Below are 24,326 nucleotides of genomic sequence, written 5' to 3'. Positions count from 1 at the left end.
GCCGGTCAGCCCCACCGGGAATTCAGAATGATGCTGCACAGGTTCGCGCGCTCGAAGCTAGGGTCCTTGTGCGCCAGAAAATCGTCGTTGAATGTGCCAAAGGTGGTGCCCGGTCGATGCTTCATGCCGTCGTAGAACGCGTCGATTATCTTTCCGGCGAAATCGGTGCCGCGAGGATAAGCCGCGACCACCGCCGCGCGCTGTTCCTCGGTAAACGCATCGAAGTCCCGTCCTGCCACGTCCATTCCAGCTCCAGCTTGCACCAGCGCGATCTCGCCGTGCATGTGCTCGGGAATGCCCGGCGTCGTATGGAGCGCCACAGCGGTCCATACCTTTGCCACGTCAGCCTCGTCAACATGATGGCTGCGCAGAAAATCACGCGCGGCGTTGGCGCCGTCTACTTCGAAACGAAGTTCACTTTCGCGATAGGACGAAGTCAAACCGATATCGTGGAACATGGACGCAACGTAGAGCAGTTCCGGGTCGAAGGCGACGCCATTTCGTTTTCCTAGCAGTGCGCCCCAGAGGTAGACGCGCGTCGAGTGATTGAACAGTAATTCGCTTTCCGTGTCGCGAATGAGCTGCGCGACCTCGCGCGCGAGCTGGCTGTCGGGAATGACGACGCCGAGCATGTCGCTCGCCGGCGCTGTTTTATTCTGCTTCATCGGGTGACCTCAGCTGTCAAGAGCGTGCGCTTCCCGCGCTACGCTTGGCTTGCCGACCGCCTCATGTGGGCGGTCGGTTCCGCGCCGAAACTGACCGGCGGCGTTACACCGAGGAAGTTACGCTTCGCGTGGGTTATGAAACAGGCCCAAGATCGAGCAATCCGAATGTACTATCGCCCCCATGACAACGCTCTCCATTGGCCTCGATCGCGCCGGCCGCACCTCGCTATCGGCACAAATTTACGGATCGATCCGGGACGCGATCGAATCGGGGCAGCTTGCCGCTGGCGCGAGGCTGCCGTCTTGGTCGGATCTCGCCACGCAGCTCGGCGTGTCACGGGGCACTGTGCGGGCCGCGTATGAACGGCTGATCGACGAGCAGTTCGCGATCGGCCTTGGGGCGGCCGGCACCCGGGTAACCGCGCGGCCTTTGGCGGCAGCGACCGGATGGTCGCCGGAGGCGCCGCCGCTGCCGGATCTTTTCTACGACTTCAGCGCGGCGCCTTTGGCCTTTCAAATGGGCGTGCCTTCCCAAGACGCCTTTCCGTTTAAGCTCTGGTCGCGCATTCAGGCGCGCGCGGCACGCCGGGCGGCAGCGGCTCCTGTCTGCTACCCCGATCCGCGCGGCGATCCGGAGTTGCGACAGGAGATCGCGGCGTATCTTGGCGTCTCCCGTGGACTTAGATGCAGTCCCTCCCAGGTCTTTGTCGCGGCAGGTTTCTCCGGATCGCTCAATCTGGCGATTCGGGGCCTGCGCCTAGAAGGTCGACAAGCCTGGATGGAAGATCCGGGCTTTCCGCTCACGCGCACGGCGCTCGAGCTGGCCGGCATGACCGTGGCAGGGGTCCCTGTGGACGCGGACGGGTTCGATATCCACGCAGGCATCCGGTTCGCGCCCAAAGCGGCACTGGCGGTAGTAACGCCCGGCCAGCAGGCTCCGCTCGGTATGACGATGTCGCTCGCCCGACGGATTTCGCTCTTAGGCTGGGCCAAACAACACGACGCCTGGATTGTCGAGGACGATTATCTCGGCGAGCTGCAGTTGAAAGGACGCGCCGCCCCGGCGCTTGCCTCGCTCGATCAGGACGGGCGAGTGCTGCACATCGGCACCTTTAGCAAGACGATCAGTCCAGCACTGCGCCTTGGATTTCTCGTAGTCCCGCCGGATATGGTGCGCCGCTTTGGCGACGTCGCAGCGTGTCTGGCGCCTGCCCCGGCCGCATCCGAGCAGCACGCCGTGACCGAGTTCATGCATGACGGGCACTACCTTCGCCATCTGCGGCGAATGAAGCGTCTTTACGCCGCCCGACAGCAAGCGCTGGTTCGTTGTCTGAAGGACCTGGGCTCGGATTCGATGAAAGTGCAGGCCGCCGCAGGAATGACTGTCGTGGTCGCACTTCCCCCGTCCGTATCGGATCTCGATGTCGCCGCGCGAGCCCGAGCTTTCGGGTTGGCCCCAGTTCCTCTCTCACCCTGGTACACGAGCAAGTCGGCGCAGCAGGGGCTGCTACTCGGTGTGACCAACCTGGATGAGAGAACCCTGGCGGCCAATTGTTCGCGCCTGCTGGAGCTCATTCTCGGACGCCACTAACGGACAAACGGCGCCAGCTCTCCCGTCGCCTCTTGGTACATTGAAAATGTTCATTCCTGGTGCTTTTGGGTACCCGCATGTCGCTCGACAATGCAGAGACACAAAGGAGCCTGATACCCATGAACATTCAATCGATTGTAGGAACAGCATGCGCGGTCGTGGCCTTCGGGATAGCCGTGCCGGCCGTTGCGCATGGCACGGCAGAAACTGTCACACCAAACTTTCAGCACTCCATTCCCAACATCGCGGGCAAGTCCTTGACCGCTGTCGTCGTTGACTATGCACCTGGTGCGGCGTCGCCCGTGCACAGGCACGCGGGCTCGGCTTTCGTCTATGCCTACGTGGTCGCGGGCGAGATCGAGTCACAGGTCGATGGCGATCCAACCCGTATCTACCATGCCGGCGAGAGCTTTTTCGAGGAGCCCGGCGCGGTTCATCGCATCAGCCGCAACGCGAGCAAAACAAGGCCCGCAAAGTTGCTTGCCGTTTTCGTTGCGGACAGCACTGACAAACGCCTGACCAGTCCCATCCAGTAAACCACCGCCTCAAGGAGCTACCTCATGAGCAAGCGTCTCGATTACACGCAGATTGCGCCCGCGGGCGTCAAAGCCCTGGGTCACGTCTATGGCTACGTCATGCAAAGCGACCTGCCGCCGGTCCTCGTCGACCTTGTCTACCTGCGCGTCTCGCAGATTAACAACTGCGCCTATTGCCTCGACATGCATACGCGCGACCTGCTGAAAAAGGGCGTGCAGGTTGAAAAGCTGGCGCTCGTGCAGGCATGGAGGGAAGCAGGCCATCTGTTCGACGAGCGCGAACGTGCGGCACTCGCCTGGGCCGAATCGGTCACGCTGGTCGCGCAAACCGGCGTGCCGAACGCGTCCTACGAGGCTGCACGCGCCGCGTTCAACGAACGCGAACTGGTTGACCTGACCATCGCAGTGGGTCTGATGAATACCTATAACCGGATGGCGATCAGCTTCCGAAACACACCTCAAGCCGTGATGGAGCAGTAAAGCGCCTGATGTGTGTGTATACCGTAAAAATTTGCTCGTTTTGGCATAAGCTGCGCCCAATGATCCAAAGCAATGCTCCGGGCTCTATGGATAGGCGCAGCACGAGTCTGTATCTTCCGAGTTATCGATATGACGATCCTTGCCGGCATCAAGATTTCCGACAGCGCGATGGCGCGGTTTCGAGCGAACTCACTCGAGACACGCAGTCAGATCTGCTTTTCCGTCGCTCTACCCTGGTGTTTCTTTTTGGCGCTTTGACGGGAGAGCGACTGCAGTTGAAATAGGACCCGGAACTTCTCTACATCGGTGCGATGTTCCATGACCCCGGACTTACAGAGCAGCTATGCACGTCCCGGAACCGGTTCGAGGTCGATAGCGCGAACGCCGCTCGACGTTTCCTTAAGAATCATCGCATTCCTGACGACGAGAATGGTCTGGTATGGGACGCGATTGAGATACCCGGAGTCGAGCCGAAAAGTATCCATTCTTTCAAAATACTGCGGCGTGTCCGGTGTGTTCGTCCGTTGCGTGGACGAGCCGATTGCCGCCGAGCGATTTTGCTCGATACAGCGCCTGGTCGGCAACCGAGAGCAGGTGGGTAAGCGAAGCCGTCTCACGATCCGACTCGGCCAGACCAATGCTTACGGTAGCGCGGAAGCGATTGCCGTCAGCGCCATGCGATATCGCCGCGAACCGGTTTGCGACGGTCTCTGCCACCGTTCTTGCGCGGTGGGTGTCGTAACTTGGCAGCAGCGCAGCGAATTCTTCTCCGCCGATGCGCGCAAGAACCCCGCTCGTCTCTGCGTCGACAACGGATCGAACCGTATCCGCGAATGACTTCAATACCTCGTCGCCGGTTTTGTGCCCGAAGCGATCGTTGATTCTCTTGAATTGATCAAGATCAAATGCAAGGAGCGTGACAGGTAGCCGACGCATCCCGTGCTCGTGGATAACCCGCTCTCCCTCTTCGAAAAAAAGCCGGCGATTACCCAGGCGAGTCAAGTAATCGGTACGGGACTCCTGCAAGAGCTCGCCATGAATTTCTTCCCGTGTCAGGCGGAGCAACGTCATCGGCAAAATAACGGAATAAAGGACTCCCTCGTACATGGTGATTTTGCTGGCAATTGATTGTGCGCCCGCGCCAAAAACCGAGATCAGCCATGGCAGGGCGAACGCTCTGGTGGCATAGAACAATGCGTGGATTCCCGTCACGACCACCGCGACGCGTCGGGATTGAACCGCTGGAATGCCATCGCATCGGGTGAGCTCGAGGGCCGTCATGGCGGAGACGAGCGCGATCGGGATTGCGCTGACATAGAGCCAAATGGCCGTCTGAGAGGATGCTGTAGAGGCCGTCCATGTCAGCCCCATCAAGAGAAGCAAACCCGTTGAGCTTCTGACATACCGTCGGCCGTTGAACATGGCGACGGCATGTAGAACGAGCAAATAGCCACCCAGAATCACGAGGTTGCTCACGGCGGCGCCAGCGGCACCCAGCAGTTCGCGCCGAAATGTCGCGAGCGCGCAGCCGCCTCCGAGTGCCGCATATCCGATCGCCAGCATTCGCAGTTCGTTGCCGCGCTTGGGATGTGAAATATGTTCCCAGTACGTCATGGCGGAACTGGCAAGCAAGGTTCCGATCGCCAGCAGGTAGAGGGTAGCTAGATCGACTGTCATTGCCGACGCCAAGGCGAGTCCCCGCCATGACGAGGAGAGGTTGAGGGAATACCGAGATAACGGCAGACGAGTCGAATTCTTGAAAAAAGTCCGGACTTGACCGCATGCGCCGTAAACCCCCGGGTCTGACGGGGCCGTCCAGGCGCCGTGAGCGGCGATGAGGGGCAAGCTCGGTTGTTGCTCGGTTCGCTGGAACCCCTTGCAGCGGAACCGGCGGGTTTTGTGAAACCGTCTCTCCGCCCGCCCTTGCGTCGCGAGCAGGACCAGCGGCACGGCCCACGCCAGTCCCTAACGAAACGCCCGCATCTGCCCCGTCATCATCTGCAGCATCTTATTGGCGGCCACCGACAGCTTGCGACCCACGCGCGTGACCATGTGCGCCTCGGCGTTCTCTAGGATCGGATGCGCGATCTCGATCGCGAACAGCTCCTTGGCCTGCAGTTCGGCAGCCACCGCGAAGGCCGGCATCACCGAGATGCCGAGTCCCGATTTCACGAACTCCTTCAGGATCGCGAAGGAATTGGTGGTGATGATCGGCGCTAGACGCACGCGCTCGGCATATTCCACGGCCTCCATCATCTGCCGCGTGCCGTACGACGGGTGAGTCGCCGCCAGCGGGTAGGTCGCGAGTTGCTGCACCGTCAGCACCTTGTGGCTGCGGCGAGGGAAATCGGGGCCGACGATTGCCATCATCGGCTGCCGCTTCGACGCGCGCGACACGAGCTTGGGTTCGGCGGGCGGGTTGTAGACGAGGCCGATCTCGCCCTCGTCGTTAGAGATTTTGCGGATCACGTCGTTGGTGCTGCCCACGTCGAGGTTGACGCGGATCCCGGGGAACTGCCGGCAGAACTGCTGCATCGGCCCGGCCAACAGATCCGAGACGAACCCCTCGCCGAGCACGAGGCTGACCTGCCCGGTCTTGAGCCCGCGCAACTCTTGCAGGCGCGAGATCAGGTCGTCGCGGTGCGCGAGCTGCTCGCGGAAATACTCGATCACGCAGCGTCCTGCGTCGGTGGGCGTCACGCCGCGCGCGTGGCGCTCCACCAGCGTGGCGTCGAGTTCTTTCTCCAGCAACCCGATCTGGCGGCTCACGGCCGAGGGCGCCACGTCCAGCCAGTCGGCCGCGGCGCGGATCGTGCCGCAGCGCACGGCCTCGTAGAAATAGACGATCCGGCTGTCGGTAAGGGTGTCGCTCATGATCGTGGCGTTCTAAAAAATAGAACAATCTCAATATTGGCGTTGATTGATTATACGGTTCGCCGGCCCGAAGATCGTTGTCATGCAAGGCGGGCGCAAGTTGACGCGCCGCCCTCGAACCAACAGCTATCGGGAGTCGTCGGATGAAAACGGTGGGCGTGATCGGTCTGGGCAACATGGGGCGCGGCATGGCGGGTTCGCTGCGGCGCGGCGGCTACACGGTGCTGGGCTACGACGCGGCGCCGGGCGTGGCGCGCGGGCTGGCCGAACAGGAGGTCCTGTCGGCGCGCGATTCGGTGGCCGAGGTCGCCCGCGATGCCGACGTGCTGCTGCTGTCGCTGCCGACTTCAGCGGTGGTCGAGGCGGTGGTGGTCGGTGCGGGCGGCGTACTCGAGAACGCGAGGCCGGGCAGCATCGTGATCGACACCACCACGGCCGATCCGGACAGCACGCGGCGCGTGGCGGCGGCGCTGGCCGCGCGCGGCATCGGCTTCGTCGACGGGCCGGTGAGCGGCGGCCCGAAGGGCGCGGCCACTGCCACCATGACCATGGTGCTGGGCGGCTCGGACAGCGATATCGCGGCCGTCGAGCCGGTCCTCTCGGTGATCAGCGCCAAGCGCGTGCACGTGGGCCCGGTGGGCGCCGGCCACGTCACCAAGCTGCTCAACAATCTGCTGACCGGCGTGCACCTGCTCGTCGCCAGCGAGGCAGTGCGCACCGCGCGCGCGGCCGGTGTCGATCCGGAAAAGCTGGTCGAAGCGCTCAACGGCGGCTCCGGGCGCAACAGCGCGACGCTGACCAACTACCCGACCTGGATCTTCAATGGCAAGTTCGACTCCGGTTTCACCATGAAACTGATGCGCAAGGACGTGCGGCTCGCGCTGGGGCTGCTCGACCAGTTCGACAGCGTCGCGCCGGTGGCGCGCGAGGCGGCGCGCGTGTGGGCTGCCAGCGAGTTATCCGTCGCCGACGGCGAGGACTTCAACCGCATCGTCGACTTCCTCGACCCCGCTTGAGGGCGGGCAGCCCGCGCCACGATCCCGTTCGACCCACCCATACGGAAACCCAACATGACCCAGCACGCAGACCAGTTGCTCGCCGCCTTCGCGCAGTTCTTTCCCGGTGCCTCCGCGATCGGCTCGTATATCGACGGCGAGCTCGTCGCCGGCCAGGGCGATACGATCCAGCTTTACGATGCGGCGACGGGCGAAGCCACGCTCGCCTACCGCGACGCCGGCGCAGCCGTGATCGACCATGCCGCCGAAAGTGCGCGCCGCGCGCAGCGCGAATGGTGGGCGCTGACGCATGCCGCGCGCGGTCGCGTGATGCAGGAAGTGGCGCGCGCGGTCCGCGCCGAGGCCGAGGCGATCGCGCGGCTGGAGGCGCTCGGCTCGGGCAAGCCGATTCGCGACTGCCGCGGCGAGGTAGGCAAGGTCGCCGAGATGTTTGAGTACTACGCGGGTTGGACCGACAAGTTCTACGGCAGCGTGATCCCGGTGCCGACCTCGCACCTCAACTACACGCGCCGCGAGCCGGCCGGCGTGGTGCTGCAGATCACGCCCTGGAACGCGCCGGTGTTCACCTGCGGCTGGCAGGTGGCGCCCGCGGTGGCGATGGGCAACGGCGTGCTGCTCAAGCCCTCGGAGCTGACACCCTTCACGTCGCTGGCGGTCGCCCGGCTCGGCGAGCGGGCCGGGCTGCCGCGTGGCCTGGTCAACGTGCTGGCTGGCTTCGGCCATACCGCGGGGCAGGCCGCGATCGCGCATCGCGTGGTCAGCAAGGTGGTGTTCGTCGGTTCGCCGGCGACCGGTGCGCGCATCGCCGAGGCCGCCGCGCGCCGCGTACTGCCGTGCGTGCTGGAGCTGGGCGGCAAGTCGGCCAATATCGTGTTCGCGGATGCCGATCTCAAGCGCGCCGCGCTGACCGCCCAGGCCGCGATCTTCGCCGGCGCGGGCCAGAGTTGCGTGGCCGGCTCGCGTCTGCTGGTGCAGCGCGCCGTCTACGACGAATTCGTCGCGATGGTGGCGGCCGGCGCGAAGAAGATCCGTGTCGGCGCACCGCTCGACGAGGCGACCGAGGTAGGCCCGATCAACAATCGCAAACAGTATGACCACGTGATGTCGATGATCGAGAGCGGCGTGGCGGCTGGCGCCACGCTCGCATGCGGCTCGGCCGAGCGCGTCGGGGAAGGCCGCGGCGGCTACTTCGTCGCGCCGACCGTGTTGACCGGCGTGTCTAACTCGATGGAGGTTGCGCGCACCGAGATCTTCGGGCCGGTGGCGGCCGCCATCCCGTTCGACACCGAGGAGGAGGCGATCGCGATCGCCAACGACACCGACTTCGGCCTGGCCGGTGCGGCCTGGACGACCGACGTGGCGCGTGCGCATCGTGTGGCCGCGCAGGTGAATGCCGGCACCTTCTGGGTCAACGGCTACAAGACCATCAACGTGGCTTCCCCGTTCGGCGGCTACGGCATGAGCGGCTACGGCCGCTCGAGCGGGGTCGAGGCACTGTACGAATACACGCAGACCAAGAGCGTATGGGTCGAGACGGCCGAAGCGCCGGCCACCGCATTCGGTTATCTGTAACCACCGGCCCACATTCGACGGCAGCCGGGCTTCAAGGGGAGACTCGTCATGGAACACGCACTGGGTATCGAGCGCCGCGAGCTTGGCGGCGCGGCCACCGCCAAGGTCCTGCTTTACGCGGCCGGCATCCTTCTGGTCGCCGAATGGATCGGCTCGTTCACGTTCAAGCTCGGGCCCGGCAAGGTCGTGCTGCTGCCGATGATCTGGGCGCTGCTGCTCGGCGCCGCGGTGGGGCTGGCCAGCGCGCGCTGGAACAGCAGCGCGCGCCTGAGCGTACCCGACCAGTTCTTCGCGGCCGCGATCCTGCAGCCGGCGCTGCTGCTGTTTGTCTCCAAGCTCGGGCTGATGGTGGGCAGCGCGCTGCCGAAGCTGGCGTCGGCCGGCTGGGCGCTGGCCTTCCAGGAATTCGGCCACTTCGTCGGCACCATCCTGCTCGGCCTGCCGCTCGCGTTGCTGCTCGGCATCAAGCGCGAGGCGATCGGCGCGACGTTTTCGGTGGGCCGCGAGCCGAGCCTGGCGATCATCGGCGAGAAGTACGGCATGGATTCGGCCGAGGGGCGCGGCGTGCTGGCCGAGTATCTGACCGGCACCGTGTTCGGTGCGGTGTTCATTGCCGTGTTCGCGGGTTTCGTGAGCAGCCTCGGCATCTTCGATCCGCTCGCGCTGGCGATGGGCTCGGGTGTCGGTTCGGGCAGCATGATGGCGGCCGCCTCGGGCGCGATCGCCGCGCAGCAGGACCCGGAGACGGCGAAATCGGTGCTCGCGTTCGCCGCGGCCAGCAACCTGATTACCACCACCATCGGCACCTACTTCACGCTGTTCATCTCGCTGCCGCTCGCAGTCTGGGGCTATCGCGTGCTGGAGCCGCTGATCGGCCGCACCACGAAGGCATCGGCGCAGCCCGAGGCGGCCAGCCCGTCGCTGGGTGACGTGCGGACCGAGGCGCCCGCGCTCGGCTACGGCGGCAAGCTGCTGGCCTGGATCGTGACGGCCGCGATGGCGCTGGTGTGCGACTGGATCGCCCATGGCACCACGCCGCTGGCGGGACTGCCGGGAATCGCGATCATGGTGTGCGCGACGATCGTCGGCGATGCGTTGGCGAGCGTGACGGGGCGGCGGATTCCGGCGGTCTGCTGGGTATCGGTCGTGGCGATGTTCCTGACCTCGCCGTGGTCGCCGTGGGCTTCGCAGATCGCCGCGCTCAGCTCGCACAACGATTTCCTCGGGGTGACGACGCCGATGCTGGTGTTCGCGGGGCTGTCGATCGCCAAGGACATCCCGGCCTTCCGCAGGCTCGGCTGGCGCATCGTGCTGGTGTCCTTCGTGGCCAATGCCGGCACGTTCATCGGCGCGACTCTGGTGGCGCAACTGTTCCATATCTGATGCCTCGCGGCACGGCGGCGGGCGGCATGGACGGGCCCGCCGCCGTGCCGCGACGACCGACAAAGCGTTCCCATCCGCATGAAACTGATCGATTCCATCGTCGCGCACGCCGACGAACTGACGGCAATACGCCGCGATATCCATGCCCATCCCGAGGTCGGCTACGACGTGTTCCGCACTGCAGAGCTCGTCGCCGCGTGGCTCGAGCAATGGGGCTATGCCGTCACGCGTGGCGTCGGCCGTACCGGCGTGGTCGGCACCTTGAAGCGCGGCAGCAGCCCGCGCGCCATCGGCTTGCGCGCCGACATGGACGCGCTGCCCGTGCAGGAGGCCAACACCTTCGCGCATCGCTCGACGGTGCCCGGCGCGATGCATGCCTGCGGCCACGACGGGCACACGGCCATGCTGCTCGGGGCCGCGCGTCATCTGGCGCGGCATGGCGAGTTCGACGGCACCGTGCAGCTGTTCTTCCAGCCGGCCGAGGAGGCGGGCGGCGGCGCGCGCGCGATGATCGAGGATGGCCTGTTCGAGCGTTTCCCCGTGGACGCGGTGTTCGGGCTGCACAACTGGCCCGGTATCGCGGCCGGCGATTTCGCTGTGCGGCCGGGGCCGCTGATGGCCTCGACCAGCCTGTTCCGGATCAACTTGCGCGGGGCCGGCTGCCACGCGGCCATGCCGCATCTGGGCCGCGATCCGGTGTTCGCGGCGGGGCAGGTGCTGAGCGCGCTGCAGGGGATCGTCACGCGCAACCGGAATCCGGTCGACGGCGCGGTGCTGTCGGTTACGCAGGTGCATGCGGGCGAGGCGATGAACGTGGTGCCGACCGATGCCTGGCTCGGTGGCACGGTGCGGACCTTCTCCGATGCGACGCTCGATCTGATCGAGACGCGCATGCGTGCCGTGGTGGCCGCAACGGCCATGGCCTTCGATTGCGAGAGCGACGTGGATTTCCAGCGCCAGTATCCGGCTACCGTGAACGACGCCGAGCAGACGGCGGTGGCGGTGGCGGTGATGCGCGAGCTGGTGGGCGACGCGCACGTAAACGCCGCAGTCGATCCGACCATGGCGGCGGAGGATTTCTCGTTCATGCTGCGCGAGAAGCCGGGGTGTTATGCGTTCCTCGGAAATGGGGCGGGCGATCATCGCGTGCATGGGCATGGCGGCGGGCCTTGCCTGCTGCATAACGCGAGTTACGACTTCAACGATGCGTTGCTGCCCGTGGGCGCGAGCTATTTCGTGAGGCTGGTGGAGCGGGTTTTGGGGCGGTAGGGAGGCTGTGCTCGCATACTCGGACGCGTTCCCACCAATCATGCGAGGGCATACGCGCGATGCGCATCGATTAGCCGGCCTTTCTGGGTTCGCTCTTTCTGGCGCGTCTTGCAGACCAGATGCTGCTATTTCTGGTACCGCTCGTCGTCTTTCAGGACACCCAGAAAGCAACGTGGTCCGGGCTCGCTTTTTTCATCGAAACGCTCCCGCGATTCATTGCTTTCCCGATCTGCGGTGCACTGACCGACCGCGGATCCCCTCGCGTGCTGCGAATGAGCCAGGCCAGCCGGGCTGTCGCTTGCCTGATTGGCATCGTCGGCTATGTCGCCTGGAGCGGAATCAGCTGGCTGATCGCGCTGTCCGCCGTATGCGGTGCGCTCACGAGCCCGGGTCTCGTCGCTCGAGAGGTGCTGCTGCCGCAGATTCTTCCGCAGCAGCGCGTCGAGGAAGTGCTGGCCCATTCGCAGCTCGCCGATCAGTTGGGCGTCGTGCTCGGGCCCATCGTCGCGGCGGCGCGGCCGGGATTGTGCACCTGGGAATGGGGCGTCGCGTGCGAGGCGTTACTGTTTGTCGCGGCGGATATGTCGGCGCTTGTATGGCAACGGACCAGCACGGCGCGCATCGCGCGTCCCGAGCGCGTGGCGGGGCCATGGTATGCGCCGTTCGGCGTGGCGCTGACGCATGTCCTCACGCTGCCGGGGCTCTCGCTGCCGATCATGCTTGCGGCGGCGGAAAACCTCGTGATCGGTACGACACTGGCAACGTCGGCTGCCATGGTCACCCGCATGTTCCGGCAGTCAGGCGGGTTCTACGCCGCGCTGCAGGTCGTGGGTGCCGTCGCGACGGTCGTGATCCTGCTGTTCGTCGCGCGTATCGAGGTATCGCGCGTGCGGCTCGGTGTCGTTGCATTCGTTGCGATCGCGGCCTGCGGCTTGGTGATGAGGCTGTCGGGTTCGATCGCGATGTACGTCGCCGGTTTCGAAAAGATGTCCAACGTATACATCCGCAGCGCGCGGTAGGCGATCATCCCCCCGCGGGACTAAGGCAAGACGACGGGCGTCATCGTCCTGCTGAACAACGCGACGCAGCCGCTTGCCGGGTTGCTCGTCGGACTCTCCTGCGGGCATGGGCGCGTGGCACCCGCCGTGATGCTTACGTCGATCGGCATGGCGATACAGGGTGGCGCGACCATTGCCCTCGCCCCAGCGCGGACGCGATCGGCCGCGCGCGTTTCGGACTGACCCCAAGCCGGCGACGCATCGGCAGAATCGGCCTACGCAGCGGGCGCCACCGACGCGCCGGCGATCTTGTGCCGCGCGAGAGCCTCGGCGACGAACCCGGATGCCTTTGCTTCCTCGACGAATGCCCGCAACGTCTCGGCTGCCGCCGCACCGCGGCTCTTCGGCAAACCCATCGCCTGACGGATCACCATGAATCGCTCGTCGAGCAAGCGCAGGCCAGGTGCCTGACGGGCGTCCGCCACGAGCTGTTGCTTGACGCCGGCGGCGACTTCCAGGCCCTCATCGAGGAACGTTCGGACAACGGTAGGAGATGACGGTGCCCGCACGATCCGCGCATGCTTCAACTCGCGAGTGAGGAACAAATCGTAGGCGCTTCCCTCGCCAACTGCCACGCGGATCGACGGCTGGTCGACATCGTCGTTGGTGCGAATCGGCGACGCAGCGCGCACCATGTAATAGCCTTCGATCAGCACGTAAGGATCCGTAAACGCGATGGTTTCTCCTCGCCGTGGATCGATGGCGAAGAAGCCGACGTCTGCTCGTTCGTCGCTGACCGCCTGAACGGACTTGCCCGCCGTATCGAAGACCACCAGTTCGAGCGCGACACCGAGCGTTGCGGCAAAGGCGCGCGCCAGGTCGACCGAAACACCGGTCGGGGCACCCGATGCGTCCTTGCCCGCGAGAATGGGGTTCCCGAGATTGATCGATGCCCGCAGCTTGCCGGCAGGGGTGAATGCGTGAATGACGGATGGATCGGGTTTCATGTTGATGGTGTGAAGAACTGACATTCAAGGGTGGGAGCGGGGCCTTCAGCTACAGACCCGCGCATCGCTCGACGCGCGTTGCGCCGGCGCTCGGGGCCTCAGCAGTATCGCCACGGCAAGTACGCTGGCCAGCGCGATACCGCCCGCGAGAAGGAACGCGCTGAGGAACGTATGGCTTTCCTGCACGAGAAAGCCGGTTGCAGCCGGGCCGACGATGCCTGCGCAGTTCGCGATCGCATGTACGCATCCACCGACACTGCCGAGTTTCGGGCCGGGGATCGTGTCCTGGATCAGCGCCCAATAGGCGCTGCCGCTCAGATAAAGGGCAAACACCGCAATGGCCATCAGCAGCAGCGCACCGAGCGTCGTGGTCACGGCGCCGGCCAGCGTGACGCACAGGCCTGCCGTGCCGAGACAGGCGATCAATACCCGCTTGCGCGCAAGCAGCGCATTGCCCGTCCGGCGAAAGATCAGATCGGACAGCACGCCGCTCAGTCCGTAGCCGACGAACCCGAGCAGCCAGGGCAGCACCGTCGCGAGACTCATGCTTTTGAGGCTCAGGTGACGGTCCATCGTCAGAAAGGTGGGGAACCACGTGAGAAAGAAAAACAGGATGTAGCTGTAACCGAAGTACGAAATCATCGCCGCGAGAATTGCAGGCTGCCTGAGGTAGAAGCCGATGGACCGCAGGTCGGAAGGGCTTTCGGCGACGCTTCGATCGGATTCGATCAGCCGGCGTTCTTCAGCGGAGACGCGTGCATGCTGGTGCGGCTTGTCCGTCGCCATGAACACCCAGAACACCAGCCAGAGCAAGCCGAAACACGCGATTCCGGCGAATGCGACGCGCCAGCCGTAAGCGGCAGTCAACAGGCCGACTACCGGCCCCGCCACCGCGCCGCCCAGCGGCAGGCCGCAATTCGCGAAGCCGAACGCGGTCGCCGATTCCTTGTGCGGGAACCAGTTGTTCACGATCTTGTTGATCGTCGTCGCGAGCGGACCTTCGGCCATGCCGAACAGGGTGCGCACTGCCAGCAGCGATCCGAAGCCGCTGGCAAGGCCGGTCGCGCCGCATAGCAACGACCAGGTCAGGACGGCTCCCGAGAAAACCCGCTTGCCGCCCCAGCGGTCCGCCGCCCATCCGCCAATGAAATTGAATACCGCATAGCCGATGAAGAACGTCGAAAACAGCAGCCCGAGGCTGCTCGGCGACATATGCAGTTCCCGCATGACGGCGGGCGCCGCGACGGACAGCGCCGCACGGTCGAGATAGTTGATGAAGCCTGCGATGAACAGCAGCAGGACGATGCGCCATCGAATGTTTGTCACCTGTCGCTCCTTGGAGCTTGTTATGTGCTTGACGGCCGGGCGCTCGTACGCGCCATCCGGTCCGCCGCTTGGTCGGTTCGCCGCCGCGCCGCGCGTTCGGAACCGCGCGAGCGTGGCGGGCCACGCTCGCGAACGAGGCGTTCAGCGCCGCGGATGCGCGATCCCTTCCAGCATGGCGAGCTGGGCCGCGCCGATATCGATGCCCTCCGCCATCTGGCGCTCCAGGCGGCCGAGTTCGATCTCGCCGGGCACGATCACGGGCACGTCCGGATCGGCGGGTTTGGAGCCGTGCAAGATCGCCGCATAGTCGGCCATATGCTTGGCGAGCCATTCGGTGCTGCCGAGCTTGGTCGTATCGATGAGGATGAAGAAGTGGCCAAGGTTCTGCGGTTGTTCGGGATCGTCTTCCCACGACTTGACGTGCGTGAGATAGGCGGCGCCGGAAAGCAGTCCCGCGAACAGATCGACCACCAGCGCGAGGCCGTAGCCCTTGTGGCCGCCGATCGGCAGCAGGAAGCCATCGAGCGCGGCTTTCGGATCGGTGGTCGGTTTGCCCTGTGCATCGGTTGCCCAATCGCCGGGAATCGGTTCGCCGCGCTTGAGCGCGTTGCGAATCTTCGCCCGGGCCGCGACGCTGATCGCCATGTCGAGCATGAACGGACGGCCATTCGGGTCGGGGACGCCAAAGCCGACGGGACTGTTGCCCAGGCGAGCGTCGGTGCCGCCCCACGGCGCGATCGTCGTCGTTGCGTTACTGCCGATGATGCTGGCGAAGCCCTGCATCGCGGCCAGGTACGAATACGGTGACACGGGGCCGAAGTGGTTGCTGCCGCGCACGAACACACAGGCGATGCCATGTTCGCGTGCAGCGGTCATCGCCAGCTCGAGTGCGCGATAGCCGACGAGCGGGCCGATGCCGTTGTCGCCGTCGAGGCGGTGAAGCGCCGGCGCCACCTGTTCGGCGGTGATCGAAGGCGCGGGATTGATGCCGCCGATGCGCAGGCGCGCGGCGTACGACTCGATGCGGCTCGTGCCGTGCGTGCGCAAACCGAACAGATCGGCAAGTACGAGGATCGTGGCGGTGTCCGTCGCGTCGGTGCGCGTCAGGCCGAGCGAGCAGAGGGCCTCGATCGTCAGCTCGGTCAGATGTGCCTTGCTGACGATGCCGTGGGTTGGAGTGGGCTGGGTCATGGAATGCGTTGTCTCCTTCGATTTGAACGCTGTGCGGTTCAAGCGGCTGCGCACGGCACGACGCTTGCGTTTCGCACATGATCGTGCAGGAGCGGTTCACGCAACAAACGCATATTTTCGATTGATTGGTGCGTGGTGCGCACGAATCGAACCCGACCACCGGATGCGCACGAACGCCTTGCCTTGCCGCCTGAAGTCCGGGCGGCGGCACTCGCTTATGCAGTAGAGCTGGCAGGCGGCAGATCGGGCGCACGCATTTCCGTCAACAACTGAAGGAAGAAGCGGCCCGCCGAGGACAAACCGCGGCCGCGACGCTGGAGTACCCCCAGCGTTCGCCGGATGGGCGGATCGACGAGCGCGACACTGGTCAGGGCTTTGTGCGGGCCGCGGGGCATCGCGAGCCGCGGCACGACACCGACACCCAAGCCGGCTTCGATCAGACTCACGAGAGCGGGCACGTGGCGTACCTCGCAGAACCATTTGGGCCGGTCGGCGACGCCCGCCAGCGCTTCGTCTATGACCGCGCGATTGCCGCTGCCTTGTGCGATGGCCAAGTATTCGAGGTTCGCGAGTTCCGCCCACGCGACGGATTTGCGTTTTGCGAGCGGATGACTGCGCGGGCAGGCGAGCACGAAAGGGTCGTCGAGCAGCGGTGTGAATTCGATGTCCGGCTCTTCAGTGCCGACGTAAGTCAGGCCAAAATCGGCTTCCCCACGCGCGACGGCGAGAAAGACCGTCGACGACGGTTCGTCGATGAGACGAAGGCGAATGCCCGGGTAACGCTGATGATAGGTCGCAATGGCTTCCGGAAGGAAATAGCGCACCGCCGACGGCACGCATGCGACAGTGAGTTCGCCGGTCATTTTGCGCGCAAGATCGTCGAACTCGAGCATCGAGTTGTCGACCTCGTTGAGGATGCGGTGAGCGCGCTCGAGAAACCCGCGACCTACGATCGTCAGGTCCATCTTCCGTGTCGTTCGCTCGAACAGTCTGACGCCCAGCACTTCCTCCAGTTTTTCTATCCGACGCGATAGCGCGGACGCCGATAGATGCAATGTGTCGGCCGCGGCGCGAAAGCTGCCCAGGTCGGCCGTCGCGACGAAGGCCCGCAAGTCCGATATCTCGAAGTTCATTCCGATGACCGCAGCGATGGAAAGGGATGCTCAGTTTCGGGTGCACCGATTGGCACTGTCAATCCGTGCGCGCGGCGCATGAATTCGCTGGTGCCAGGCTGCTGCGGAGGCGATATGCCGCGCGGGTATGAGTTGTCAGGGCGCAGAGTTCTGCCTCTTGGTAAGGCGGAATCATACCGACGAGGCTCGCTGCCTGTCGGTGATGGTTCGTGGGTGCATGTCGCCCCGCTATCGCCGGAAGCCGGGAGAGTAGTCAACTAGCGTTCACCGGTAGCGGCGCGACGCCGTTCGCGATCGGCGACCGGCCAAGATGGCATCGGGTGGATGCGGGCATCACGTATCGGGTGCCTAAGCGCACCGACTTGCATATGTCGATGGTTTATCAGCGTCGGGCCGGCGATGCGAGCGCCGTTGCGATCAACTTCTTCGGACCGTCAGGCGCGGGGCCGGGCAGAGCAGTCAAATCGCCGTGCTGGCAGTCCACCAGCATTCGCTAACGGCAGCTTTACCGTTCATTGCGGCAATGATCACAGCTAAATCGCTGCGGGCGGTCGTGTCGCACGTGACGCTACCCTCCAATGTCGGCGCACGCTCGGTTCGCTTGCGGCTGTTTCCGTGATCGTGGCGGCAACACTCCCGTTTCCGCCGCGGCGGGCGCTCGGTGCGTTCGTCCGACTATTCTCGAAACGAGAACGATCAATTCTCCGCAGCGGGGATTCTGTCGCGACCGCCGAGTTTCTAGACTTGCCCCAAGCGATGAGACCTGCTCGTCGCACCTTCCACAGGGAAACAGTCATGAAGCTCTACGTTCACCCGCTTTCCGGTCATTCGCACCGCGCCCGCCTGCTCATCTCGCTGCTCGGCATCGAGCACGAACTGATCGAAGTCGACCTCGCCGCCGGCGCGCACAAGTCGCCTGAATTTCTGGCGCTGAACCGCTTCGGCCAGGTGCCGGTGCTGGTCCACGGGGACACCGTGATCGCCGATTCGAATGCCATCCTCGTGTATCTCGCGCGCACCTCGGGCAACAGCGACTACCTCCCGCAATCGCCCGTGCAGGAAGCCGCCGTGCAGCGCTGGTTGTCCGTCGCGGCCGGCGAGATCGCATTCGGCCCGGCCGCCGCGCGGCTCATCACGGTCTTCGGTGCGAAGTTCAACGCCGACGAAGTGATTGCCCGTGCGCATCGCATCCTCGCGCTCATCGACGCCGAACTCGCGGGGCGCGACTTCATCGTCGGGCCGAAGCCGACCATCGCCGACGTCGCGTTGTATGGCTACGTTGCACGCGCGCCCGAAGGCAATGTGGACCTGTCCGGCTATACGAACGTCGCGGCGTGGCTGCGCCGCATCGAAGCGTTGCCGGGCTTCGTCGAGTTCGTGAAGACGCCGGTCGGGCTCGCGGCCGCTGCGTGACCGAGGTCGGCGCGTTGCCCTCGCGGTGACGGAGGGCGACGCCGACGCGTCACGGCGCGCCGAATGCGTCATGTGCGGAATCCGTCGAGGAGACACATCGTGAGCACGGTATCGAATGAAGCGAACTCGCCCTGGCATCGGGGCGAACTCGAGCTGCAGGAAAAGACAGGCGTGATGCAGAAGATGGACAGTGTGGGACGACGCTTCGTCAGGAACCACATGCCCGACCAACATCGCGCGTTCTTCGCGCAGTTACCTTTCGTCGTCGTCGGTGCGGTGGCCGACGACGGCGATGCGTGGGCGACGTTCGCATTCGGGCAGCCCGGCTTCATGCAGTCACCGAACGACAAACGCCTGCGCATCGACACCGTATTCGATCCGAACGATCCGGCTGCCGGCGGCACGCACGACGGCGCGGCGATCGGCCTGCTCGGCATCGAACTGCATACGCGGCGTCGCAATCGCCTGAACGGCATGATCCGTCGCGGCGAGACGCGCGCATTCGATCTCGACGTCGTGCAGAGCTTCGGCAACTGCCCGCAATACATCCAGTTGCGCGATTTCGCGTTCGTACGCGAACCCGATACGTTCTCCGCGATCGCACCGGAGGAAAGCGATCGTCTCGACGATCGCGCCGGCGCGGTCATCGCGGCTGCCGACACGCTGTTCGTGGCGTCCTACGTCGGCGACGGCGCCGAGCGTCAGGTCGACGTTTCGCATCGCGGCGGCAAGGCGGGGTTCGTGCGCATCGGCGACGACGGCGTGCTGACGATTCCGGATTTCGCCGGCAACCTGTTTTTCGCGACGCTCGGTAACTTCCTGGTCAATCCGCGCGCGGGCATCGTGTTCGCCGACTTCGAAACGGGCGACGTGTTGCAGATGACCGGCGAAGCCGAAGTCGACCTCGATTCGCCGGAGATCGCCGCTTTTCAGGGCGCGGAGCGACTGTGGCGCTTCAAGCCGCGCCGCGTCGTTTATCGTGCCGGCGCAATGCCGTTGCGCTGGACGTTCCGGGCGGAAGGCTGGTCGCCCAACTCGCTGATGACAGGGAGCTGGGACGAGGCCGCGAGTCGCTTGAGCGCGGCCGAACTGGCACGGGCGTGGCGTCCGTTCAGGGTCGCAAAAATCACCGACGAGAGCACGCTGATTCGCTCGTTCCAGCTCGAACCCGAGGACGGCGCCGGGCTGGTGCCGCACCTGGCGGGTCAGCACGTGCCGATTCGCGTGCACCTGCCGGAAGGCGGCGATCCGCTCATCCGCACCTATACGTTGTCGAGCGCGCCGTCGGACCGCGTGTATCGCATCAGCGTCAAGCGGGAAGGGCGCGTGTCGTCGCATCTGCATGACGGGGTGCGGGTCGGCGACCGCATCGACGTCCGGGCGCCCGCCGGGCAATTCACGATCGATGCACTCGAGCGCCGGCCTGCCGTGTTGCTGGCGGCCGGTGTCGGGGTGACGCCGATGCTGGCGATGTTGCGTCACATTGTCTACGAAGGCGCGCGCAAGCGCGGCACGCGCAAGACCTGGTTCTTTCACGCCGCACGCTCCCTGAAGGAGCGTGCGTTCGGCGACGAGATCGGCCAGCTCGAGTTGGCCGCGAACGGTGCGGTGAACGTGGTGCGCGTCCTGTCGGACGCGACCGGCGCGCGCGAAGGCGACGAGTTCGACGTCGCGGGCCGCATCGATGCGAACCTGCTGCGTGCCACGCTGCCGTTCGACGACTACGACTTCTATCTGTGCGGACCGTCGGGCTTCATGCAAGCGGTCTATGACGGGCTTCGCGACCTGAACGTGGCGGACCACCGAATCCACGCGGAGTCGTTCGGCCCTTCCGGGCTCAGGCGTCGAGCCGATGCGGGCGCGAGTACCCCGCTGCGTGCGCCGGCGGATATGCCGACACCTGTCGCGTTCGTCAAGTCGGGCAAGGAAGCGCGCTGGCAACCGGGCAGCGGCTCGCTGCTGGACCTGGCCGAGGCGCGCGGCCTGACGCCCGAATACGGGTGCCGCGGAGGCAGTTGCGGCACGTGCCGCACCCGGATCGTCGAAGGCGCGGTGACGTATACGGTCGCGCCGGAATTCAAGGTAGCGGACGACGAAGCGCTGATCTGCTGCGCGGTGCCTGCGCATCGCGAATCGGGCGGCGGCGACCGTCTGCTGATCGACGTGTAATTCAAAACCCTCGTCGCCCGGCGACGATTCCCCACGAAGGGAGTGTGATCATGAAAGACCTCAACTTAGTTCGCCCGCCGCTTCCGCCGTTTTCGCTGGAGACGGCAATCGAAAAAGTGCGGCGCGCCGAAGACGGGTGGAACACGCGCAATCCGGAGCTGGTTTCGCGCGCGTACAGCGTCGACAGCGTGTGGCGCAACCGCGCCGAATTCGCAACCGGCCGCCCGGCGATCGTCGCGCTGCTCACACGCAAGTGGCAGCGCGAACTCGACTACCGGCTCATCAAGGAGTTGTGGGCATACGGCGGCAACCGGATCGCCGTGCGCTTCGCCTACGAGTGGCGCGACGACGCGCAGAACTGGTATCGGTCGTACGGCAACGAGAACTGGGAATTCGGTGACGATGGCCTCATGCATCACCGCCATGCGTGCATCAACGATCTGCCGATCGCCGAGGCCGACCGGAAGTTCTTCTGGCCGCTCGGGCGCAGGCCCGACGATCATCCCGGCCTGGGCGATCTCGGCCTGTAGGGGCTGCTTGCCTGCCTACCGAACGCGATGCCTGATACGCGTGCCGGTCGGGACGGTTCCGCCGCGCGCGCACCGCGCCGACTCGCCGGTGCCTGCTATGCAGACCACATCGGCGCCTGGGCTCTCAGCTTTTCGACGCAGAGATCGATGAACGCGCGCGCTTTCCGGTTAGCGTACCTGCCCTCGCGATGCACGACGTGGACCGGAAGCGGGGCAAGTTCGTGCTCGGCCAGGAGCACGCGCAGCGCGCCTTGCGCGAGTTCGTCGACCACCTGATAGGACAGCAGGCGCACGATGCCGAGACCGGCCGTTGCCGCGGCGATCGCGGAATCGTTCGTCGTGGTCAGCAGGCGTGGCTGGATAGGGACGGCGAGCGCCTTGTCCCGCACGCGGAAGCGCCATTCGGGGGCCGGCGTGATGCCCGTCGCCTGAATCGTGACGTGAGCCGCGAGATCATCCGGATGCTGCGGCGTGCCGTGCGCGTCCAGATAAGCGGGAGACGCGCACAGCACGCGGCGTACCTTGCCGACTGAGATCGCCTGCAGCGACGAGTTCGGCAGCTCGCCGATGCGCACGGCCACGTCGGCGCCCTCATCGACGAGATTCACGACACGGTCCAGAAACCAGCAGTTGAGATTGACGAAAGGATGCTGCTCCAGATACTCGAGCGCGATCGGCGTCACGTAGCTCTTGCCGAACAGCACGGGCGCCGTGACGGTGAGCTGGCCGCGTGGCGCATTGCCGGTGCCGGTGGCGGAAAGCTCGGCCGCGTCGATGTCCGCCAGAATGCGCCGGCAGTCTTCGTAAAACGACGCGCCCGCATCGGTGATGCGGACCACGCGCGTCGTCCGCGTCAACAGCCGCACGCCGAGATATTCCTCGAGTTCCGTCATCACGCGGCTAATCACCGACGGCGATACGTTCAGCTTGCGCGCCGCCGATGCGAACCCTTCCGTCTCGACCACCGTGACGAAGGTGGTCATGGCCTGGAGCCTGTCCATGTATGAAAGATATCCGGGTGAAGTGAACGTGGCCTTACGCGCATCGTGCGCATCCATGTCGCCGCATGGCGGCGGCCAGCATAGCAAAGTTTCGAACCTGCTCCGCCTGAGGGGCCGGTGCGGGACGATCGTTGTTCGTGCAGGCAGCATGCGTCGTCGACGGGAGAACGCGGCGCAAGCATCGTGCGTCAGGATGAACGCACTTCCGGCTCCGCGATTCGCGACGATCGCATGCGCCACTTCGCCGGCGTCATGCCCACCTGCCGTTTGAACACCCGTTGGAACGCGGCCTCGGATCGATAGCCGACCGATTCGCCGATCTCGGCGACGGACATCGTCGTTTGCGCCAGCTTTCGCCCGGCCATCGCCATGCGGATTTCCGTCAGGACATCGCTTGCCGAGCGACTGATTGCCTCGTCGAAGTGGCGTGCGAACGTCGCGCGCGACATGTGGCATCGGTCGGCCAGCTGTGCCAGCGTCCAGGGTTTTTCGGGCTCGTCGAACATGGCTGCGAGCGCCGGCTGCAACCGATGACGTTGTGCCAGTGCAAGCAGCCCGCGCGGCGCGTGGCCTGCCTCGGACGCACTGCGCAAGGTCAACGCGAACAGCGCGCCGGACAGATGATCCACGACCGCGGCACTGCCGGCGCGTTGCTCCAGTACTTCCTCGCGCATCAGTTCGATGACCCGGGCGAGTCGCGTGGCTGCGAACGCGGCGTCGCGCGTCTGTCCATCGACCGCGGTTACGCTGCTCACGATCAGACGTCGCGGCAGATGGCCGCGCAGCAATTGCTGCGGGACAGCGGGCAGCACGAAGCGCCCGCACAGCACGTCGGTGTTCGCATCGGCGCTGCCGTTCGTCGCAACAGTCAGGCCGTTCCTGTGCCGTTCGCGCGTTGCGCGCGGCGCCTCGCCGCTGCCGTCGTGCAGCCGATGGGCGCTGCCGGACGGAAACACCACGATGTCACCCGCCTTCATCCGGAGCGTCGGTTCTTCTTCTCCGCCCGTCTCGCACTCGACGACAGCCTCGCCGCGCAACAGGATGTGATAGGGGAGCTCCCACTCGCTCGACTCGGGATGGTCGATGCGCCACGGCGCGCCGAAGTGGCACCGCACGTCAAGCCGCCCGGTGACCGGCATCATCGACAGCAATCGGTCGAGAATTTCCATATGAGACGTTTGAGCATGGAGTTGAGGCAGTATGGCATTAAAAAAACAGCCGCGCATCCCTACACTGACTCCCATGCCATACGACATGGCTAACCGTTCAACCACGAAGCAAGGAGTCGATCATGTCCCGTCTCACCACCATTCGCCCTGAAGAGGCAACCGGCGCGGCCGCCGAAGTGTTCGCGAAGATCAAGAACGCTGTCGGCAAGGTGCCCAACGCATATGCAACCGTTGGCACGCAAAGCCCCGAAGCGCTCGGCGCGGTGCTGGCGTTCGATGCCGCGGTCGCGGCGAGCACGCTCGGCAAGGCCGATATCGAAGTGATCAAGCTGGCGGTCAGCGAATACGCGGGGTGTGATTACTGCGTCGCCGCTCACACGCTGATGGGCAAGCTGGCAGGCCTGACGAGCGATCAGATGAAGCAGGTGCGCGCTGGCGCGGCTACCGGCGACGCCGCGCGCGATTCGCTTGTCGCGTATGTCCGTACGCTCGTCGGCACACACGGTACGGTTCCCGTTGCGGTCGTCGATGCGGTGCGGGCGGCTGGCTATACGGAACGCCAGCTCATCGAGATCAATCTAGCCATCGCATCGATCACGTTCACGAACCTCGTCAATCGCGTGAACGATACGACGCTCGATTTTCCGGCTGTGAAGTAACGGCCCGTCCGTGCGCGACTTCGGCGACTACTAGAATGCGGAGGTCCGCGGCCTGCGGATGTCGGAAATTCGGCAAGCGTCGACCAACACCACACCGTCGTGGATCGCGCCGGTCAGTTCGAAGGCTGTACAAAACAGACGTGGGGTCAACAAAGGAACGATCACGATGGCTTCCAGAGCCGTAGCGAGTACGGTATAGGCGAGCGCGCTCTCAAAGCAAGCAGTCCAGATTTATTGTCTGGTTGCGTGATTCCGAGTCGACTGCGACAGCCGGCGCCCGGGGGAATTGACGCCGGTCTTCGCGACACCACGCACGACGATTTTATTTCGAGGCACGCAAATCT

20 protein-coding genes and 2 pseudogenes are annotated in these 24,326 nt (G+C 64.9%); 13 read left to right on the top strand and 9 right to left on the bottom strand.

From position 1 onward, the window contains the following. Positions 1–5: 5 nt before the first annotated feature. Entirely contained in the window at positions 6–665 is a 660-nt protein-coding gene (locus KDW55_RS24755; RefSeq protein ID WP_083253040.1) for an HD domain-containing protein, read from the bottom strand. Between the two features lie 181 nt (positions 666–846). On the opposite strand from KDW55_RS24755, the gene KDW55_RS24750 reads away from it, so the two are divergent. The 4 genes and pseudogenes from KDW55_RS24750 to KDW55_RS29520 form a co-directional block, all read left to right on the top strand. Next, on the top strand, positions 847–2,256 hold the full coding sequence (locus tag KDW55_RS24750) for a PLP-dependent aminotransferase family protein (RefSeq protein ID WP_212161313.1): 1,410 nt from the start codon (positions 847–849) through the stop codon (positions 2,254–2,256). A 119-nt stretch (positions 2,257–2,375) separates the two neighbouring features. Continuing rightward, positions 2,376–2,792, top strand: coding sequence for a cupin domain-containing protein (locus tag KDW55_RS24745; RefSeq protein WP_069242463.1), 417 nt, complete (start codon positions 2,376–2,378; stop codon positions 2,790–2,792). 24 nt (positions 2,793–2,816) lie between these two features. Beyond that, entirely contained in the window at positions 2,817–3,272 is a 456-nt protein-coding gene (locus KDW55_RS24740; RefSeq protein WP_212161312.1) for a carboxymuconolactone decarboxylase family protein, read from the top strand. 129 nt (positions 3,273–3,401) lie between these two features. Further along, positions 3,402–3,745, top strand: a pseudogene (locus tag KDW55_RS29520) (phosphohydrolase); the annotation flags it as partial. A gap of 16 nt (positions 3,746–3,761) precedes the next feature. On the opposite strand, the gene KDW55_RS24735 reads toward KDW55_RS29520, so the two are convergent. Both KDW55_RS24735 and KDW55_RS24730 read right to left on the bottom strand, forming a co-directional pair. Continuing rightward, positions 3,762–4,949, bottom strand: coding sequence for a GGDEF domain-containing protein (locus KDW55_RS24735; protein WP_212161311.1), 1,188 nt, complete (start codon positions 4,947–4,949; stop codon positions 3,762–3,764). Positions 4,950–5,237: 288 nt separating this feature from the next. Further along, entirely contained in the window at positions 5,238–6,146 is a 909-nt protein-coding gene (locus tag KDW55_RS24730; RefSeq protein ID WP_006753468.1) for a LysR family transcriptional regulator, read from the bottom strand. 143 nt (positions 6,147–6,289) lie between these two features. Here KDW55_RS24730 and KDW55_RS24725 point away from each other — a divergent pair, with 143 nt between their 5' ends. The 5 genes and pseudogenes from KDW55_RS24725 (at position 6,290) to KDW55_RS24705 (ending at position 12,627) form a co-directional block, all read left to right on the top strand. Further along, positions 6,290–7,162: an NAD(P)-dependent oxidoreductase gene (locus tag KDW55_RS24725; RefSeq protein ID WP_069242285.1), complete on the top strand. Its 873-nt coding sequence runs from the start codon at positions 6,290–6,292 to the stop codon at positions 7,160–7,162. 54 nt (positions 7,163–7,216) lie between these two features. Continuing rightward, positions 7,217–8,734 (top strand): aldehyde dehydrogenase family protein, encoded by a 1,518-nt coding sequence (locus tag KDW55_RS24720; protein ID WP_059545002.1) that lies wholly within the window; start codon positions 7,217–7,219, stop codon positions 8,732–8,734. Between the two features lie 48 nt (positions 8,735–8,782). Continuing rightward, the gene (locus tag KDW55_RS24715; protein ID WP_038571391.1) at positions 8,783–10,117 is read left to right on the top strand and encodes a DUF3100 domain-containing protein; all 1,335 of its coding nucleotides are present in this window, start codon (positions 8,783–8,785) and stop codon (positions 10,115–10,117) included. A 78-nt stretch (positions 10,118–10,195) separates the two neighbouring features. Beyond that, positions 10,196–11,386: a M20 aminoacylase family protein gene (locus KDW55_RS24710; RefSeq protein ID WP_038571392.1), complete on the top strand. Its 1,191-nt coding sequence runs from the start codon at positions 10,196–10,198 to the stop codon at positions 11,384–11,386. A gap of 83 nt (positions 11,387–11,469) precedes the next feature. Then, a pseudogene (locus tag KDW55_RS24705) lies at positions 11,470–12,627 on the top strand (MFS transporter). A 32-nt stretch (positions 12,628–12,659) separates the two neighbouring features. On the opposite strand, the gene KDW55_RS24700 reads toward KDW55_RS24705, so the two are convergent. From KDW55_RS24700 to KDW55_RS24685, 4 genes are all read right to left on the bottom strand, one after another. Next, complete coding sequence (locus KDW55_RS24700; protein ID WP_038571394.1) at positions 12,660–13,391, bottom strand: ABC transporter substrate-binding protein; 732 nt, start codon at positions 13,389–13,391, stop codon at positions 12,660–12,662. A 45-nt stretch (positions 13,392–13,436) separates the two neighbouring features. Then, positions 13,437–14,717, bottom strand: coding sequence for an MFS transporter (locus tag KDW55_RS24695; protein ID WP_059545001.1), 1,281 nt, complete (start codon positions 14,715–14,717; stop codon positions 13,437–13,439). Between the two features lie 141 nt (positions 14,718–14,858). After that, complete coding sequence (locus tag KDW55_RS24690) at positions 14,859–15,908, bottom strand: Ldh family oxidoreductase (protein WP_212161340.1); 1,050 nt, start codon at positions 15,906–15,908, stop codon at positions 14,859–14,861. Positions 15,909–16,123: 215 nt separating this feature from the next. Next, on the bottom strand, positions 16,124–17,041 hold the full coding sequence (locus KDW55_RS24685) for a LysR family transcriptional regulator (RefSeq protein ID WP_212161310.1): 918 nt from the start codon (positions 17,039–17,041) through the stop codon (positions 16,124–16,126). Between the two features lie 795 nt (positions 17,042–17,836). On the opposite strand from KDW55_RS24685, the gene KDW55_RS24680 reads away from it, so the two are divergent. From KDW55_RS24680 to KDW55_RS24670, 3 genes are all read left to right on the top strand, one after another. Beyond that, positions 17,837–18,454, top strand: coding sequence for a glutathione S-transferase (locus KDW55_RS24680; RefSeq protein ID WP_069242287.1), 618 nt, complete (start codon positions 17,837–17,839; stop codon positions 18,452–18,454). 99 nt (positions 18,455–18,553) lie between these two features. Then, positions 18,554–20,623, top strand: a complete 2,070-nt coding sequence (locus KDW55_RS24675) for a pyridoxamine 5'-phosphate oxidase family protein (RefSeq protein ID WP_212161309.1) — start codon at positions 18,554–18,556, stop codon at positions 20,621–20,623. Positions 20,624–20,673: 50 nt separating this feature from the next. Beyond that, positions 20,674–21,153, top strand: a complete 480-nt coding sequence (locus KDW55_RS24670) for a nuclear transport factor 2 family protein (RefSeq protein ID WP_212161307.1) — start codon at positions 20,674–20,676, stop codon at positions 21,151–21,153. Positions 21,154–21,248: 95 nt separating this feature from the next. Here the strand turns inward: KDW55_RS24670 and KDW55_RS24665 are convergent, their stop codons facing one another. Together KDW55_RS24665 and KDW55_RS24660 are read right to left on the bottom strand one after the other, a co-directional pair. Further along, a complete protein-coding gene (locus KDW55_RS24665; protein ID WP_069242289.1) occupies positions 21,249–22,154 on the bottom strand; it encodes a LysR family transcriptional regulator in 906 nt (301 codons plus the stop codon). Positions 22,155–22,342: 188 nt separating this feature from the next. Further along, positions 22,343–23,323 (bottom strand): AraC family transcriptional regulator, encoded by a 981-nt coding sequence (locus tag KDW55_RS24660; RefSeq protein ID WP_249174057.1) that lies wholly within the window; start codon positions 23,321–23,323, stop codon positions 22,343–22,345. A gap of 122 nt (positions 23,324–23,445) precedes the next feature. Between KDW55_RS24660 and KDW55_RS24655 the strand changes: the two genes are divergently transcribed. Further along, positions 23,446–23,982 (top strand): carboxymuconolactone decarboxylase family protein, encoded by a 537-nt coding sequence (locus KDW55_RS24655; protein ID WP_038571416.1) that lies wholly within the window; start codon positions 23,446–23,448, stop codon positions 23,980–23,982. Positions 23,983–24,326 lie beyond the last annotated feature (344 nt).

This window comes from Burkholderia sp. AU19243 (assembly GCF_018148075.1).
GTDB classification, from domain to species: domain Bacteria; phylum Pseudomonadota; class Gammaproteobacteria; order Burkholderiales; family Burkholderiaceae; genus Burkholderia; species Burkholderia latens_A.
The sequence above is the reverse complement of the archived record's forward strand: the minus strand, read 5'-3'. Positions and strand labels throughout refer to the sequence as shown.

Coding starts and splice junctions, on each gene's coding strand:
- KDW55_RS24700 (WP_038571394.1), bottom strand. CDS start 13,391: ATGAAACCCGATCCATCCGTCATTCACGCATTCACCCCTGCCGGCAAG.
- KDW55_RS24690 (WP_212161340.1), bottom strand. CDS start 15,908: ATGACCCAGCCCACTCCAACCCACGGCATCGTCAGCAAGGCACATCTG.
- KDW55_RS24720 (WP_059545002.1), top strand. CDS start 7,217: ATGACCCAGCACGCAGACCAGTTGCTCGCCGCCTTCGCGCAGTTCTTT.
- KDW55_RS24735 (WP_212161311.1), bottom strand. CDS start 4,949: ATGACAGTCGATCTAGCTACCCTCTACCTGCTGGCGATCGGAACCTTG.
- KDW55_RS24665 (WP_069242289.1), bottom strand. CDS start 22,154: ATGGACAGGCTCCAGGCCATGACCACCTTCGTCACGGTGGTCGAGACG.
- KDW55_RS24730 (WP_006753468.1), bottom strand. CDS start 6,146: ATGAGCGACACCCTTACCGACAGCCGGATCGTCTATTTCTACGAGGCC.
- KDW55_RS24655 (WP_038571416.1), top strand. CDS start 23,446: ATGTCCCGTCTCACCACCATTCGCCCTGAAGAGGCAACCGGCGCGGCC.
- KDW55_RS24660 (WP_249174057.1), bottom strand. CDS start 23,323: ATGGAAATTCTCGACCGATTGCTGTCGATGATGCCGGTCACCGGGCGG.
- KDW55_RS24740 (WP_212161312.1), top strand. CDS start 2,817: ATGAGCAAGCGTCTCGATTACACGCAGATTGCGCCCGCGGGCGTCAAA.
- KDW55_RS24680 (WP_069242287.1), top strand. CDS start 17,837: ATGAAGCTCTACGTTCACCCGCTTTCCGGTCATTCGCACCGCGCCCGC.
- KDW55_RS24755 (WP_083253040.1), bottom strand. CDS start 665: ATGAAGCAGAATAAAACAGCGCCGGCGAGCGACATGCTCGGCGTCGTC.
- KDW55_RS24745 (WP_069242463.1), top strand. CDS start 2,376: ATGAACATTCAATCGATTGTAGGAACAGCATGCGCGGTCGTGGCCTTC.
- KDW55_RS24750 (WP_212161313.1), top strand. CDS start 847: ATGACAACGCTCTCCATTGGCCTCGATCGCGCCGGCCGCACCTCGCTA.
- KDW55_RS24710 (WP_038571392.1), top strand. CDS start 10,196: ATGAAACTGATCGATTCCATCGTCGCGCACGCCGACGAACTGACGGCA.
- KDW55_RS24715 (WP_038571391.1), top strand. CDS start 8,783: ATGGAACACGCACTGGGTATCGAGCGCCGCGAGCTTGGCGGCGCGGCC.
- KDW55_RS24725 (WP_069242285.1), top strand. CDS start 6,290: ATGAAAACGGTGGGCGTGATCGGTCTGGGCAACATGGGGCGCGGCATG.
- KDW55_RS24670 (WP_212161307.1), top strand. CDS start 20,674: ATGAAAGACCTCAACTTAGTTCGCCCGCCGCTTCCGCCGTTTTCGCTG.
- KDW55_RS24685 (WP_212161310.1), bottom strand. CDS start 17,041: ATGAACTTCGAGATATCGGACTTGCGGGCCTTCGTCGCGACGGCCGAC.